This window comes from Rhizobium sp. SYY.PMSO, assembly GCF_046840415.1.
Classification (GTDB): domain Bacteria; phylum Pseudomonadota; class Alphaproteobacteria; order Rhizobiales; family Rhizobiaceae; genus Rhizobium.
Window position 1 is genome coordinate 1,131,377 of the sequence record NZ_CP177349.1, and the last position, 14,679, is coordinate 1,146,055.

General features: G+C 59.3%; 11 protein-coding genes and 1 tRNA gene. 7 read left to right on the forward strand and 5 right to left on the reverse strand.

Annotated features, from left to right (window positions below; translation table 11 throughout):
* Positions 1-130: 130 nt before the first annotated feature.
* The 3 genes from ACJJVH_RS05495 to ACJJVH_RS05505 all read right to left on the reverse strand — a co-directional run bounded on the left by ACJJVH_RS05495 (position 131) and on the right by ACJJVH_RS05505 (position 3,385).
* On the reverse strand, positions 131-1,234 hold the full coding sequence (locus ACJJVH_RS05495; RefSeq protein ID WP_113357931.1) for a porin: 1,104 nt from the start codon (positions 1,232-1,234) through the stop codon (positions 131-133).
* A gap of 1,037 nt (positions 1,235-2,271) precedes the next feature.
* A tRNA-Cys gene (locus ACJJVH_RS05500) sits at positions 2,272-2,345 on the reverse strand.
* Positions 2,346-2,959: 614 nt separating this feature from the next.
* Complete coding sequence (locus ACJJVH_RS05505) at positions 2,960-3,385, reverse strand: Rap1a/Tai family immunity protein (protein ID WP_412064870.1); 426 nt, start codon at positions 3,383-3,385, stop codon at positions 2,960-2,962.
* A 444-nt stretch (positions 3,386-3,829) separates the two neighbouring features.
* Between ACJJVH_RS05505 and ACJJVH_RS05510 the strand changes: the two genes are divergently transcribed.
* The 6 genes from ACJJVH_RS05510 to exoR all read left to right on the forward strand — a co-directional run bounded on the left by ACJJVH_RS05510 (position 3,830) and on the right by exoR (position 11,740).
* The gene (locus ACJJVH_RS05510; protein ID WP_112796463.1) at positions 3,830-4,498 is read left to right on the forward strand and encodes a protein-L-isoaspartate O-methyltransferase family protein; all 669 of its coding nucleotides are present in this window, start codon (positions 3,830-3,832) and stop codon (positions 4,496-4,498) included.
* Positions 4,499-4,746: 248 nt separating this feature from the next.
* Complete coding sequence (locus ACJJVH_RS05515; protein WP_412064871.1) at positions 4,747-5,616, forward strand: DUF2497 domain-containing protein; 870 nt, start codon at positions 4,747-4,749, stop codon at positions 5,614-5,616.
* Between the two features lie 122 nt (positions 5,617-5,738).
* Positions 5,739-8,582 (forward strand): valine--tRNA ligase, encoded by a 2,844-nt coding sequence (locus ACJJVH_RS05520; protein ID WP_112796461.1) that lies wholly within the window; start codon positions 5,739-5,741, stop codon positions 8,580-8,582.
* Between the two features lie 409 nt (positions 8,583-8,991).
* Positions 8,992-10,254, forward strand: coding sequence for an OmpP1/FadL family transporter (locus tag ACJJVH_RS05525; RefSeq protein ID WP_112796459.1), 1,263 nt, complete (start codon positions 8,992-8,994; stop codon positions 10,252-10,254).
* 312 nt (positions 10,255-10,566) lie between these two features.
* Positions 10,567-10,944 carry a hypothetical protein gene (locus tag ACJJVH_RS05530; RefSeq protein ID WP_162752457.1) on the forward strand — a complete coding sequence of 126 codons (378 nt, stop codon included), beginning with the start codon at positions 10,567-10,569 and terminating at the stop codon, positions 10,942-10,944.
* On the forward strand, positions 10,937-11,740 hold the full coding sequence (gene exoR, locus ACJJVH_RS05535; RefSeq protein WP_113393663.1) for an exopolysaccharide production regulator ExoR: 804 nt from the start codon (positions 10,937-10,939) through the stop codon (positions 11,738-11,740). Before ACJJVH_RS05530 ends, exoR begins: the two co-directional genes overlap by 8 nt.
* Positions 11,741-11,856: 116 nt before the next feature.
* Here the strand turns inward: exoR and xth are convergent, their stop codons facing one another.
* Both xth and ACJJVH_RS05545 read right to left on the reverse strand, forming a co-directional pair.
* Positions 11,857-12,648, reverse strand: coding sequence for an exodeoxyribonuclease III (xth, locus tag ACJJVH_RS05540; protein ID WP_113393664.1), 792 nt, complete (start codon positions 12,646-12,648; stop codon positions 11,857-11,859).
* 128 nt (positions 12,649-12,776) lie between these two features.
* A complete protein-coding gene (locus ACJJVH_RS05545; RefSeq protein ID WP_112796453.1) occupies positions 12,777-13,109 on the reverse strand; it encodes a HesB/IscA family protein in 333 nt (110 codons plus the stop codon).
* 305 nt (positions 13,110-13,414) lie between these two features.
* Between ACJJVH_RS05545 and ACJJVH_RS05550 the strand changes: the two genes are divergently transcribed.
* Positions 13,415-14,632 carry a deoxyguanosinetriphosphate triphosphohydrolase gene (locus ACJJVH_RS05550; RefSeq protein ID WP_412064872.1) on the forward strand — a complete coding sequence of 406 codons (1,218 nt, stop codon included), beginning with the start codon at positions 13,415-13,417 and terminating at the stop codon, positions 14,630-14,632.
* The last annotated feature ends 47 nt before the right edge of the window (positions 14,633-14,679 follow it).

Sequence of the window (14,679 nt, forward strand, 5' to 3'; positions counted from 1 at the left end):
TGGGAGCCTTCGCGATGCGCGCGCTGATCGTGGGAGAAGGTCGTGTCTTCAGGAATTATCGGCAAAAAAGGGGTCCGGCAGGGAAAGCCGGACCCCTTCCTTCTCTGATCGGAGGTCAATTCAGATCAGGTTAGAAGTTGCGTTCGAAGCGCAGGATACCGGAAACAGTATCGTCCTTGGCATAGTCGTAGTGGACGTAGGTCAATTCCGGCTCGATCAGGAGATCCTTGACCGGGTTGAACTTCAGGTTCGTCGTTGCTTCGAAGATCTTCGAGTCGGTGTAGGCGAGCTGAACGTTCCACTTCAGCTTGTCGTTGAACGGTACGCCAACGCCGCCCCAGACAGCCCAGTCGCCCCAGCCGCACTTGGCTGCATTGACGGTGCCGTTCGGCGCCGTGCAAGCGGAAATGTCCTGGTTGGTGCCTGCGTACTTGTTGAGCTTGTCGCCGTCGGTGTTCCAGCCGCCCATCAAGAAGGCCGAGAATGCGCCGAAGTCGGCATCGACACGAGCCTTGACGGCGCCTTCTTCAACGATGGAGTCGTAACCGCCGACAACCTTGAAGCCCCATGCGCCGGACTTGAAGCCAGCACCGGCAACAACGTCAGGAGCGTAGTGGTCGCTCTTGTCGTCGGTCCACCAGCTTGCGCCGTAGGAAGCGCCGGAGCCGCTGGAGTTCGAATCTTCGAGCGAGATAACAGCCGAGAAGCCGTTGCCCGCATCGTATTCGTAGGTCAACTGGTTGAGTTCGTACGGACCGTCATAGATCACGTCGTCGTTGATGACGTCGCCGGCATAACCGATATACAGGTTGTACTGCGAGTCTTTCTTACCGACCGTGAAGCCGCCGAGGCTGATGTAGGACCACAGCAGGTTGGTGGAGGTGGAGCCGCCGTCGTTCCAGTCCCAGCGAACGATGGTTTCGGTCTTCAGCGGGCCGTATTCGGTGTCGGTCGCGGTGTCGACGTTCAGCTCGGCGCGGGTGTGCCAGAGCGTGCCCTGCTTGCTGGCGCGGTTGTAAGCGTTGTACCATTCACCTTCGGTACGAACCTTGCCGCCGATCTTGAGGCAGGTTTCGGTACCCGGGATGAAGAAGTAGCCAGCACCGTATGCGTCGCAGATGCGAACGTATTCCAGCGGCTCCGGCTCGGCAGCAACGATAGCGTCGGCTGCATGCGCGCCGGATACTGCTGCCAGGGCAGCAGCGGAGCCGAGAAGAAGGCTCTTGATGTTCATAATAACTCCAATCTCTCTTGATTGGGCCTGAGATATCGCGCCGGAAGCCGGCGTGCCCAACCCCATCCCGTTCATGTTCCCTATCAGTAGGTGCGAAGTAATAAGCTTCACGAACCATTTCCTGAACCTGCTTCACTGATTTGGCAAGATACTAAGATTATCGAACTATATGCGCCCTATTTGAAAACGGACGTTGTTGCAAAAATGACGCAATTTGCAATCCGGCTGGTTGCAGTGCCCGGCGATCCGCACCCTCCGGCTTTAGGCCTCCGAAGATGAGAAAAGCGCTGGAGCTTCATTGCGTTAACGGCAGGCATGACCGAACCGGGGCAGGGCGACTGAATCCGAAGATGACGATCGTTTCTCCACAGGCTCGATCGATACCACCGGCAGCGGAGCCGGCTTGCGACGCGGAAGATTCGGGCAGCCGGCGCGAAAACGATTCTGGCGATGAAGAATCAGGAGCGATGAGGAATCGGGAAAGACGCACGGCGCGCCATCTTCCGGGAGAGGAATCCCAGCCTTATAGTGAAATGCGGGAAGCGCGTGAAAATCGTCGGGCAATCTTGCCACGTTCCAATGGCCCCTTATCGGCTGTCGCGGCAGTGTGCGTCCGACGACATTACTGGCGGCGTAGTCTCGTCGGACGCGACACTGTCCGGTTCGTGGGTGGCATCCAAACCGGTAGCATGAGTTCTAGCATCTGCCACCGGTTTCCATAACCTGCCTGAATGGGCGGCGCCCATGCCTCTTCCGGACAGTGGGATGGCTGCCTCTTTCATGCGCAAGCAGTGGCGTGACATAAGATCGCCTTCTTGGGCCGGAATGGGAACGAAGTCCGGGCCGGGTTTCAAAATGGTCTCTATTGCGACGGCGGCGCGCTGTAGCGGTTTATGGGCCGCCGAGACCAGCCGTATCGGACTTCCCCAATTGAGGACCATACCTTGCTTCGGTGTGGAGGAACTTTTTGGGTCCGGGCTGCCATACCCGAAAATTTCAACGAAAAATCAATTGCTTGCGCGAAGGAAGGGAAGGGATGGAGGCCTCGCCCGGAATCGAACCGGGGTGCAAGGATTTGCAGTCCTCTGCGTAACCACTCCGCCACGAGGCCATCCAAAAGCAATTTGCGTTGTGGTGGCGCGGATTTAGAATGATCCAAAGAAAACCGCAAGAGGGTTATTCTGAATTCCCTCCTTTTTTCATTCTGAACCGGTGTTTTCCAATCCTTCCGTATAAAGCCGGCAAATGATCGGAAGCGTGGCAACGGCAATCGAACGAGAATATGGGAAACGGCCGATCTCGCAGCTGGAGCTTGAGCTCGCTGTTCTAAGCCATCGCGGCGTTCGCAGCCAAGCCACAGCCTGCGTGAAGTCAGTGAATCGAAAGAGTTGCGACGGATTGATGTCCTGAAAAAGCAAAAGCGGTCCAGTCTAGGGAAAAAACTGGGCCGCCTTTTGCTGGACTAGAGGTCAATCAAATTCAGCATCCTAATTATAAGGGCGGCTTAGTAATTGTCAACGGGGGGAGGAATCATCCTGTCGGGATGGTAAACATCGCGGTCGCGGATGCCTGCAATCTCGCCCCCGGATCCCATTCGCGCGCTGTATCCGGGCTAAACGAGTTGCCGGAAACGCACCGGCAGCAGTTCCCGGCTCTATCGGCGAAGCAGGATCTGTCCCTAAATTTCGAGCTGCCGGCATCTGGAAAGGAGGAGATAGGCGATGCCTATTCCTCAAGGCATGGGAAGGCGAATTTGTAGGAACGGGCAATCAGCGAACTGGCGGATCGCTCGAGCTGCCAGGAATGTTCCGACATCCATTTGCAGGCAATCGCAGTCGCCTTTGCGTTGCTGAGATCGGGAGGCAGACAAAATGCGCCGACGAACTGCTGAAGGTAGCGTTCGTAGCGCGACGAATTCTTCGGCGTCTGCTTGGTGGCTCGAATCGTCAGATTTTTCGTGCGCTGGGCTTCGTCGAGAATGCCCTGGATATAGACGGAAGCAAGCGTCCGATCCTCCTTGCACCATTCGTCGAGCTGTTTGCCGGTCACGACATGCCCGATGATCGGTGTTGTCTCCAGCAATGCTTCTTCGCTCAGCGCGGCTTGGGGTAAAAGAAGGAGAAGCACTGCGACGGAGAGCGAGAGCTTCATTCGGAAACCTACATCATCGAGGAGAGACTGGCAGCCAGAAAGACCACCAGCGGCAGCGAGGTAGCGACGAAAAGAACGAGAGAGACAGGCATCCAGCCACCTTCTATTCGCATTTAATCTTAACCCGAAGGCTATCGGGCCGGAAGGTTGATCGGTTTCCACACTCAGGCGGTCCAACGGCTGGAAGCGTGGTCCTGCAAAGTTAACATTTTGCTAACGGATATGCCGATTCGACGCAACGGGATCTGCACCGTGCCGGCGGCGAAGGCGTTGCAAGGCCTCGCTTCGGAATTGGCGGCCGCGATTGTTGTTCATCGGCGACGCCGGTCATGAATCTCCGCGCCCGTTGCCGCAATGCCTTGAAAGCTCGGCGTCAGGCGATTAAGACACGCGTAACAGAAAGTAGAGCCGGCCCGTTAGGGTGTGAGGGCGCAAGAGGATAAGATGGATTTCGAAGCAGCGCGCGTGAAGATGGTCGAGAACCAGATCCGGACGACGGATGTCACCTCCCATTCCGTGTTGAATGCGTTTTTGACGGTGCCGCGCGAGAATTTCGTGCCGGAGAAGTCGAAGCTCCTGGCCTATATCGACAGCGATATCGAGATCGCCCCGGCAGCCGGCGGCAAGTCTCCGCGCTTCCTGATGGAGGCGTCGCCGCTTGCAAAGCTCCTTCAGCTCGGTGTCATTACCAATCAGGACAAGGTCCTCGATGTCGGCTGCGGCACCGGATATGTTTCCGCTCTCCTGTCCCGTCTTGCCGACAAGGTCGTCGCTCTCGAAAGCGATGAGGAACTTGCCGCTCAGGCCAGGGCCAATCTCGCCGCGCTCGGCTACGACAATGTCGCCGTCGTTACCGGCGAACTGGAGAAGGGCCATCCCGCCAATGCCCCTTACGACGTCATTTTCATCGACGGCTCGATCGAGCAGCTGCCGCAGGGACTGCTCGACCAGCTCGGCGAAGACGGCCGCCTGATCACGGTCATCGGCTACGGCCATGCAGCACGCGCGACCGTCTTCATGCGCGAACGCGGCGCCTTTTCGGAGAACGTCTTCTTCAACGCCTCGATCAAGCCGCTTCCGGGCTTCGCCAAGGCGAAGGAATTCGTATTCTGATTGTCTGGTCGGCCAGGCTGAACCAGCTTGTGACAGGCGCTCTCGGGCGCCTGTTTTTTATTGTCGTCGCCTGTGGCAGAATCGGAAGCTGCGGAGCGATTCGGCGTGATCGTAACAAAACTGTGCATCGCCGGCTTTAGTGCTTTCCGGGAGATTTTTTTCCCCGGAACAGTCATCTAGGGTGGCCCTGATTCGGGTGCCATATTGGCGAGTTTCCGGTCGCTGGAAATGGGAAAACGGGGATGAATATGGCTCAGCCAAATGTAGTGCGTGAACCGTCCATGGAGGAGATCCTGGCGTCGATCCGCAGGATCATCGAAAGCAACGAACCCGTGGGTGCTAAGCCGCTTCCTTCCACGCACTTTGCCGCCTCCGGCATGCGCGAGGACGATATCCAGTTGACTGTGGACGAAGAGTTCGCGGCCGCCGATCGCGCTCGCGCGGCGGAACAGGAGCCGCGTTTCGTCGCGGCAAATTCGCAGATGCCTGTCTCCGAGCCGGAAAGCGGCAGTCGCGGTCTGTCGCTGGCCGATGTTGCCGCGCGCGTTCGCGCCGCCTCCGAGCGCAACACCGCCGCATTGCTGAATGCGGGGCGCGAGCCGCCGCAGCCGCGCGAATTGCCGCCCGCCATCGCAGCCCGCCTTGCCGAGGCGCATGTCGAGCCGGTCGCCGATTTCCCGTTGAGACATGCCATCCCGGATGGCGCTTCCCCAGCCGTTCAGGCCGCGCCCGAAGTCAGAGTCGAGCCGGAAATGGAAGAGTTGAAGCCGATGCCGGCCATTGCAGCACCTGAGGCGGCTCAAACGCTGGAAGTGCCTGCTGCTCAGGCGCCGGAACAGCCGGTAACGGTTGCGGTGGAAACGGAAGCATCCTTGCCGCCGGCTCAGCCCGCATCCGCGCCGGCGTTGATGTCCGAATCGGCCGGTGCGCAGGTCGCCCGCTCGTTTGAAGAGCTTGCCGCCATCGTCGATGGTGGCCCGCGCCGCTCTCTCGATGAATTGGCCCAGGAGATGCTGCGGCCAATGCTTCAGGAATGGCTCGACGACAATCTGCCGACCCTTGTCGAGCGCCTCGTGCGCGAGGAAATCGAACGAGTGGCCCGCGGCCCGCGCCGCTGACACGCCTGAGCTTCGGGTAACCGATCCGCCGCTCCGGGCTCCGGGGCGGCTTTTTTATTGACTTGCCCACGGCCATCCTATTTACAACCCGCATCACCCAGTCCTCTAGATCCGGTCAAAAAATGCTCGACAAAACCTATGATTCCGCCACCGTCGAACCGAAGATCGCCCAAAAATGGGATGAGGCCGACGCTTTTCGCGCCGGTGCGAACGCCAAGCCGGGCGCGGAAACCTTCACCATCGTCATTCCGCCGCCGAACGTGACCGGTTCGCTGCACATGGGCCATGCGCTGAACAACACGCTGCAGGACATCATGGTCCGGTTCGAGCGCATGCGCGGCAAGGACGTCCTCTGGCAGCCGGGCATGGATCATGCCGGCATCGCCACGCAGATGGTCGTCGAGCGTCGGCTCGCCGAGAGACAGCAACCCGACCGCCATACGATGGGCCGCGAGGCCTTCATCGAGAAGGTCTGGGAATGGAAAGCGGAATCGGGCGGCTTGATCTTCAATCAGCTCAAGCGCCTCGGCGCTTCCTGCGACTGGTCGCGCGAGCGTTTCACCATGGACGAGGGCTTGTCCAAGGCTGTTCTTGAGGTCTTCGTCACGCTCTACAAGGAAGGCCTGATCTATCGCGACAAGCGGCTGGTCAACTGGGACCCGAAGATGCTGACCGCAATTTCGGACATCGAGGTCGAACAGCACGAGGTCAACGGCAATCTCTGGTATCTGCGCTATCCGCTGGAGCCGGGCGTCACCTATCAGCATCCGGTTGCCTTCGATGACGATGGCAAGGCGACGGAATGGGAAACGCGCGATTATCTCGTCGTCGCCACCACCCGCCCCGAGACGATGCTCGGCGACACCGGCATCGCGGTCAATCCCGAAGACGAGCGTTACAAGTCGATCGTCGGCAAGCACGTCATTCTGCCGATCGTCGGCCGCCGCATCCCGATCGTCGCTGACGAATATCCGGATCCGACGGCTGGAACGGGCGCGGTCAAGATGACGCCGGCGCATGATTTCAACGACTTCGACGTCGGCAAGCGCCGTGGCCTGCGCCTCGTCAACGTCCTGACGCCCGATGCGCGCATCACCATCAAGGACAACGAGGATTTCCTGGAAGGTCTCGACAATCCTGCCGCCCTGCACGGCGCCTGGGATGAGCTGGAAGGCACCGATCGTTTCGAAGCCCGCAAGATCATCGTTCGCATCTTCGAGGAATCGGGGCTGCTCGACAAGGTCGAGCCGCACAAGCACATGGTTCCGCATGGCGACCGTGGCGGCGTGCCGATCGAGCCGCGTTTGACCGAGCAATGGTACGTCGATGCCAAGACGCTCGCAGAACCGGCGATTGCCTCCGTCCGCGAAGGCCGCACCAAGCTCGTCCCGAAGAGCTGGGACAAGACCTATTACGACTGGATGGAAAATATCCAGCCATGGTGCGTTTCCCGCCAGCTGTGGTGGGGGCATCAGATTCCCGCCTGGTACGGACCGGATGGCCAGGTCTTCGTCGAAAAGACCGAGGAAGAGGCGCTCCAGGCGGCGATCCAGCATTACCTCTCGCATGAAGGGCCGATGAAGGCCTATGTCGAGGACTTGCTGGAGAACTTCAAGCCGGGCGAAATCCTGACGCGCGACGAAGACGTGCTCGACACCTGGTTCTCTTCCGCACTCTGGCCATTCTCGACGCTCGGCTGGCCGGACGAAACGCCGGAACTGGCGCGCTATTATCCGACGAACGTCCTCGTAACCGGTTTCGACATCATCTTCTTCTGGGTTGCCCGCATGATGATGATGGGCCTTCATTTCATGAAGGACGAGAACGGCGAGCCCGTCGAGCCGTTCAGCACCGTTTATGTCCACGCCCTGGTGCGCGACAAGAACGGGCAGAAGATGTCGAAGTCCAAGGGCAACGTCATCGACCCGCTCGAACTGATCGATCAGTACGGCGCCGATTCGCTGCGTTTCACGCTGGCGATCATGGCCGCGCAGGGCCGCGACGTGAAGCTCGATCCGGCCCGTATCGCCGGCTACCGCAATTTCGGCACCAAGCTGTGGAACGCCACGCGCTTTGCCGAGATGAACGGCGCCAAGAGCGATCCGCACTTCGTGCCGGAAGCCGCCGAACTCACCGTCAATCGCTGGATTCTGACGGAGCTGGCGCGCGCTGAGCGCGACGTCACCGAGGCGCTGGAAAGCTTCCGCTTCAACGATGCCGCAAGCGTGCTGTATCGCTTCATCTGGAATCAGTTCTGCGACTGGTATCTCGAACTCCTGAAGCCGATCTTCAATGGCGCCGACGAGAACGCCAAGGCGGAGGCCCAGTCCTGCGCGGCCTACGTTCTCGAAGAGACCTACAAGCTGCTGCATCCGTTCATGCCCTTCATGACCGAAGAGCTTTGGGCGCATACGGCGGGTGAGGGCAAGGAGCGTGAAGGCCTGATCTGCCATGCCGATTGGCCGGCGCCTTCCTATGCCGACGATGTTGCCGCCGACGAAATCAATTGGCTGATCGACCTCGTCTCCGGCATTCGTTCGGTTCGCTCGGAAATGAACGTGCCGCCCGCCGCCACCGCGCCGCTGGTCGTTGTCGACGCCAATAGCCTGACGCGCGAGCGCCTGTTCCGTCACGATGCCGCCATCAAGCGGCTGGCACGCGTCGAAACCATCTCGCTTGCCGATACCGCACCGAAGGGTGCCGCGCAGATCGTCGTCGGCGAGGCGACCGTCTGCCTGCCGCTCGGCAGCCTGATCGATCTTTCCGCCGAAAAGGCACGTCTCGAAAAGGCGATCGCCAAGAACGAGCAGGAGATTGCGCGCATCGCCGGCAAGCTTTCGAACGAGAAATTCGTTGCCAACGCGAACCCCGACGTGGTCGCAGCGGAGCGCGAGCGTCTCGGCGAGCTGGAGGGGCAGCAGGCCAGCCTCAAGGTGGCGCTGGCCCGCGTGAGCGAAGCCGGCTAGAAAACGAAAAGTGCGAACATTTGAGAAAAGGCACGCGGCCTTCGCCGCGTGCCTTTTCGTTTATCCGTTCGATTCGATGTGGATTGATCGGATTGCCGATTTCGATCCGCCGCCAGTTTCGCACAGGCGAAACAGATTACCCCTAATTTCGGTAGGCATTCTCGAAAAGCTGAACTGTTGTCAGATTGTTACAGAATTGTTGCCGTGAAGAACGAGAATCTATGTGGTGATAAAAATGGCGCTGAAAAAGAAAAATTTACCTAATTTAGCGGATTTTCCGAGGCGGAGTTCATTTTCTTACGTAAATCAATCACTCTTTTCCATGCTTGGCGCTCTTTTCGGCCACATTGCCAACTCGGGCGATCGTCGCAACAATCGGGCAAATGAATGCACCAGTGGGGGAGACACAATGGCATTTTCTGTCATGTTGAGGGGCGCAGTTACACTCGTCATCGGCTCGTCATTTGCAAGCGCCGCCTTCGCGGGTGGTCTTGATCGCGGCGGCTATGACATCGATCTGCTCTTCGACAAGGGGCGCTACGTCTTCGAGTCGGGCGTGACCTATGTGATGCCCGATCGCAAGCTGAAGAACGCCAAGGATATCAATCCATCCGACGGTAATCTCAACGGCCGCAGCCGCTCGGTCGGCGCGTCGGAAAATTACGCAATTCCCTATGTCGGCTTCAAGATCGGCATCACCGACGACATCGATTGCATGGCCGACTACTCGCAGCCGTTCGGCGGACATCTGAACGAAGGCCAGAACTGGGCGGGCGCCAACAACGAAATCGAAACCAAAGTCCGCACCAACAACTACTCGGCCACCTGTTCCTACAAGTTCGATGCCGGTCCGGGACAGCTGCGCCTGATCGGCGGCGGCTTCTACCAGGAGGTCAGCGGATATAAGTCGCGCCTGGTTTACGACACGCCGGCGCCGATATCCGCGATCTATAACGGCGTGGGTTCGCTTGATGTCGACGGTCACGGCTGGGGCTGGCGCGCCGGTGTGGCCTACGAAATTCCGGAATATGCCTTCCGCACCAGTCTCGTCTACAATAGCCGGGTCAAATACGACAACCTGAAGGGCAGCGTCGATCTGACCGAGGTGCCGCCGCCAGTCGCTCCGGGATTCGGCGGCAAGCTTACCTCCGTTTTCGGCTCGGCCGATGCTCCCGATTCGCTGGAATGGAAGGTACAGACCGGCATCGCACCGGATTGGCTCGCCTTCGGTTCGGTCAAGTGGACGAATTGGAGCGTGCTGCAGAGCATTGCGCTGTGCCCCAGCTCGACGCGTGGTGCAGCATCCTGCAAGACCGGCAGCCCGACGGAACTGACTTCGCTCGATCTCCTGTATCGCGATGGCTGGACCATCACCGGTGGCGTCGGACACAAGTTCAATGACAAATGGAGCGGCGCCGTCAGCCTGACCTGGGATCGCGGGACGAGCGATGGCTATGGCATCAACTCGGACTCCTGGACCCTCGGTGCAGGCGTTGCCTATAAGGCGACCGAACATGTCCAGTTCAATTTCGGCGGCGCTCTGGGCCTGATGACCAGCGGCAAGTCCGGACCGGTCACTCGCGGCGGCATCGTTTATGGCGACGATGCGACCTACAGCTTCGGCAATGACTTGTTTGCGGCTCTTCAGACTTCGGTGAAGGTTAGCTTCTGACGATAAGCCCTTGGATGGAAGGGGCTTTCCAAAATCTCTTTATTCACCACCGGCGTCGCGAGCCCATGCGGGTTTCGCGACGTTTTCTTGCCGGGGCGGACAAACAATCGATGGCAAAACCATCCGCTTGCGCGATTTATGGTTAAGGCAATCTCAAGTCCGGTAAAATCTTTGTGACGAATTAGCAACACTCTATTTCAAGACTTTGCAGGCGCGTGATCAGATTACAATTTGTCCATTTCCCGCCACAAATGGGGAGCAGCGATTACCTGGGCACAGGGGCAAGCTTTGTAGAAAGTGCGTAAGCGGTCGATGGGTGAACTTCCACTTTGGCATAAGCAACAATCCGGGATCGGAGCCACCGCGCTTCCGACGCAGCGGAAAAGTCTTTGTCTGCCAAGGAAAGTCGTCAGCCTGACGATGTTCGATCTCACTCACCGGAAAGCGGACGAGAACGCTGCTTCGGCGGCGAGATACGATAACCGACGCACAAATGCTGGTTTGGACATAATTGCAAGCTATGCTCGCAATTGTGGCAAGCAGCCTCGGTTGAATGCCATGGGAAACATCCTTTCGAAGGATGATCCGGTGTCGTGCGCCATCAGGGAGAACATTCGTGAATCCGGCGGCGCGCACCCGAATGCCGTGGCGGGTCCGAATGGAGCGAAAGAAATCGACTGTTATGTTTAAGTCCGAGTTCATATCAGCGAGAGTCATGATGCTCAGCCTGTCTCTTGTCGCTGCGGTGGCGGTGGCGGATCAAGCCCGGGCATTCGATATCAATGCAGGAGTCACAAAGGAATCGGGTCCTTTCGATCTCTTCAAGTTCGGCTTCAAAGCCTACAAGAACGGCCAGAAGGAAGAAGCGGTCGAAGCCTACCGTTATGCTGCCGAAAAAGGTCATACCGGTTCGCGCTGGGCGCTCGCCAATATGTATGCCGATGGCGATGGCGTCGCGCAGAACGATTTCGAAGCTTTCAAGATTTATAGCGAGATTGCCCAGCAGGGCGTGGAGCCGGGGTCCGAAGACACCGGCTTCTTCATCAATGCGCTGCTGGCTCTGGCGAGTTACTACAAGACCGGCATTGCCAACAGCCCGGTCAAGATCGACCTCAATCAGGCCCGCCAACTCTATTTCCAGGTTGCGTCGACCTTCGGCGTTCCCGAGGCGCAGTTTCAGCTTGCGCAGATGATGCTGTCGGGCGAGGGCGGTGCCGTCAACGTGCAGCAGGCCAAAAAGTGGCTCAACCAGGCGCGCAAGAGCGGCCATCCGGGAGCGATGGCCGTCTTCGGCAATATTCTCTTCCAGGAGGGCCAGTCGGTCCGTGGGCTGGCCTTCATGACTGCGGCACTCGACAAGTGCAAGCCGAAGGATTGCAGCTGGATGGAAGACATGCAGGAGCAGGCCTTCTCGCTGGCCAATGAGAACGATCGTCGCGTGGCGGTCTCGATGTCTCATCAGCTGGATGTCGCCGGCTCAGATTGACCGCCGGCCCTTGCGGCGCAGCCGTTCGGGCGCTGCTCCCGCCGGCAAGCCTTTCCGTCTCGGGTTGAAGCCCGGAGCAATTCTATGAAAAGCGCAGGGCGGCTCCTGTCCGGATTTCAGCCGCCGAAATCGAGATGCGCGACGACAGGCACATGGTCCGAGGGTTTTTCCCAGGCGCGCACATGCTTCTCGATGGCCGTCGCGGTGAGGCGGTCGGCAGCTTCCGGCGACAGCATCAGATGATCGATTCGAATGCCGTTGTTCTTGGGCCAGGCGCCGGCCTGGTAGTCCCAGAATGAGTAGAGCTTGACAGCATCCGTCGTCGCGCGCACGGCGTCGGTAAAGCCGAGATGTTCGAGCTGGCGAAATGCCCGGCGCGTCTCCGGCAGAAACAGCGCATCGCTCGCCCACACCTTCGGGTCGAAGCAATCATGCGGCTCGGGAATGACGTTGTAGTCGCCGGCGAGAATCAGCGGCTCCTCCAGCGCCAGGCGATCCAAGGCGAATTTGCGCAGACGCTCCATCCAGGCGAGCTTGTAGGGATATTTTTCCGTATCGACCGGATTGCCGTTCGGCAGATAGAGGCAGCAGACGCGCAGGACACCATGCCCCGGCACGGAAAACACGGCTTCCATGAAACGGGACTGCTCGTCTCCATCGCCGCCCGGCAGGCCACGCATCACCTCATCCGGCTTGATCCGGGAAAGAATGGCGACACCGTTGAAACCTTTCTGGCCGTGGGTTTCGACGTGATAGCCGAGCGCCTCCACCTCCAGCCGCGGAAAGCCTTCGTCGACCGTCTTGATCTCCTGCAGGCAGGCGATGTCCGGGTTCGAATCCTTCAGCCACTGGCAGAGGTTCTCGATACGCGCTTTGACGCCGTTGATGTTCCAGGTGGCGATTTTCATGGGCGGCTCATTCCTTTGCTTCGCCCTGTTGTATCCGCACCCGGTCGGCTTGACTACAGCCCATATGGAAACCGGCCCGGAGCGCAGGCTCCCGGCCGGTGATCAAACTGTGGAAAAGACGGAGGGGTTCAGATCGCGAAACTCGTGCCGCATCCGCAGCTTGCGACGGCATTCGGATTCTTGATCTGAAAGGATTGGCCGAGAAGGTTATCGACGAAATCGATCTCGGAGCCTGCCATATAGACCAGCGACAGCTGGTCGATCAGCACGGTTGCGTCGCCCTTTTCGACGATCACGTCGTCGTCCCCGGGGCCGTCGACAAGGTCGAATTTATAGGAAAAGCCGGAGCAGCCGCCGCCTTCGACCGCGACGCGAAGCGCGCGTTTTCCGGCCTCCGCGCCGACGATGGCAGCGATTCGTTTGGCCGCTGCGTCCGATAGGGTAACACTTGTCTCAGTCATATCTTCCTCCTGCCGGGGTCAAGATCCGGAGAGAACCACTAAGCCGCCAAACTTTCAAACGGCTGATATCCATAGCCTTTATCATGAAAGTCAGGCCGGTGACAGCTCTGGTTTGGTGGTTGAGCCACACGCCGTTTTGCTGTTTTCTTATCTATAGGTATGAAGGCCGTAAAGCGGCGTCAATGGGCCGGACGCTCAAGGGCCGCAGAGCGGTCCGGATTGCCGGGCGATGCCGCTGACCGACTGCAAGGAATCGACTGCACGCCAGCGATGGTGTGGAAACCAAATGCCGGAATGGATTGATAATGGCGATTGATACGCATGTATTGGGTTTCGGGTATGGGGAAAAGGCAGCCTATGCGACCGATCCCTGGGCGTCGCGGGGAAGGCTCTATGAGGAGGGATCCAGCCCGACGCGCTCCGAATTCCAGCGCGATCGCGACCGGATCGTCCATACCACGGCCTTCCGGCGGCTGAAGCACAAGACGCAGGTGTTCATCGCCCAGGACGGCGATCACTACCGGACCCGGCTGACGCACACGATCGAGGTGGCGCAGATTGCCCGTGCCCTGGCGCGCGCCCTGAAGCTTGATGAGGATCTTGCGGAAGGTGTCGCGCTGGTTCACGATTTCGGCCACACGCCGTTCGGTCACACCGGCGAGGACGCGCTGCATGAGGTGCTGCTGCCCTATGGCGGCTTCGATCACAACGCACAATCCCTGCGCATCGTAACCAAACTCGAGCGGCGTTATGCCGATTTCGACGGGCTCAACCTGACCTGGGAAACGCTTGAAGGTCTGGTCAAGCACAACGGCCCGTTGATGACGCCTGACGGCGAGGGTATCCGCGGTCCGGTGCCGCAGCCGATCCTCGATTACTGCGAGATTCACGATCTCGAAATCGCGTCCTTTGCCAGCCTGGAGGCGCAGGTCGCCGCGATCGCCGACGATATCGCCTATAATACGCACGACATCGACGATGGCCTGCGTGCGGGCTATCTGACATTCGACATGCTGGAGGACGTGCCGTTTCTCGCAGGACTGATGGCCGAGGTGAGGGCGCGTTATCCGCATCTGGAAGCGAGCCGTTTCACCCATGAAATCATGCGCCGGCAGATCACCCGCATGGTCGAGGACGTCATCGCCGTTTCGCAGCAGGCGCTCGCGGAGGTCAGGCCGGGCAACGTCGCGGATATCCGCGCGGCCGGCCGGGTCATCGCGACCTTCTCGCCGGAAATGGCGGAAACGGACAAGCTGATCAAGCAAATGCTGTTCAAGCGCATCTACCGCCACCCCGACATCATGCGCATTCGGGCAGGCGCAGCACAGATCGTCACGGATCTGTTCCAGGCCTACATGGACAATCCCAAGGAGATGCAGAGCCACTATTGGGTCGACCATATCGCCGGCCTCGCCATCGCCGCCAAGGCAAGGCATGTGGGCGACTATCTGGCCGGGATGACGGACACCTATGCCATCAGCGCCCACAAGCGCCTGTTTGACCAGACTCCCGATTTGCGGTAGGCAGCGGCGGCGCCGGGCCGATAGCGGCTCGCCGAAGCAATTGCGTG

Excerpts from the sequence above, each read along its gene's own strand:
- ACJJVH_RS05495 (WP_113357931.1), bottom strand. The coding sequence starts at position 1,234 with ATGAACATCAAGAGCCTTCTTCTCGGCTCCGCTGCTGCCCTGGCAGCA.
- ACJJVH_RS05505 (WP_412064870.1), bottom strand. The coding sequence starts at position 3,385 with ATGAAGCTCTCGCTCTCCGTCGCAGTGCTTCTCCTTCTTTTACCCCAA.
- ACJJVH_RS05510 (WP_112796463.1), top strand. The coding sequence starts at position 3,830 with ATGGATTTCGAAGCAGCGCGCGTGAAGATGGTCGAGAACCAGATCCGG.
- ACJJVH_RS05515 (WP_412064871.1), top strand. The coding sequence starts at position 4,747 with ATGGCTCAGCCAAATGTAGTGCGTGAACCGTCCATGGAGGAGATCCTG.
- ACJJVH_RS05520 (WP_112796461.1), top strand. The coding sequence starts at position 5,739 with ATGCTCGACAAAACCTATGATTCCGCCACCGTCGAACCGAAGATCGCC.
- ACJJVH_RS05525 (WP_112796459.1), top strand. The coding sequence starts at position 8,992 with ATGGCATTTTCTGTCATGTTGAGGGGCGCAGTTACACTCGTCATCGGC.
- ACJJVH_RS05530 (WP_162752457.1), top strand. The coding sequence starts at position 10,567 with ATGGGTGAACTTCCACTTTGGCATAAGCAACAATCCGGGATCGGAGCC.
- exoR (WP_113393663.1), top strand. The coding sequence starts at position 10,937 with ATGTTTAAGTCCGAGTTCATATCAGCGAGAGTCATGATGCTCAGCCTG.
- xth (WP_113393664.1), bottom strand. The coding sequence starts at position 12,648 with ATGAAAATCGCCACCTGGAACATCAACGGCGTCAAAGCGCGTATCGAG.
- ACJJVH_RS05545 (WP_112796453.1), bottom strand. The coding sequence starts at position 13,109 with ATGACTGAGACAAGTGTTACCCTATCGGACGCAGCGGCCAAACGAATC.
- ACJJVH_RS05550 (WP_412064872.1), top strand. The coding sequence starts at position 13,415 with ATGGCGATTGATACGCATGTATTGGGTTTCGGGTATGGGGAAAAGGCA.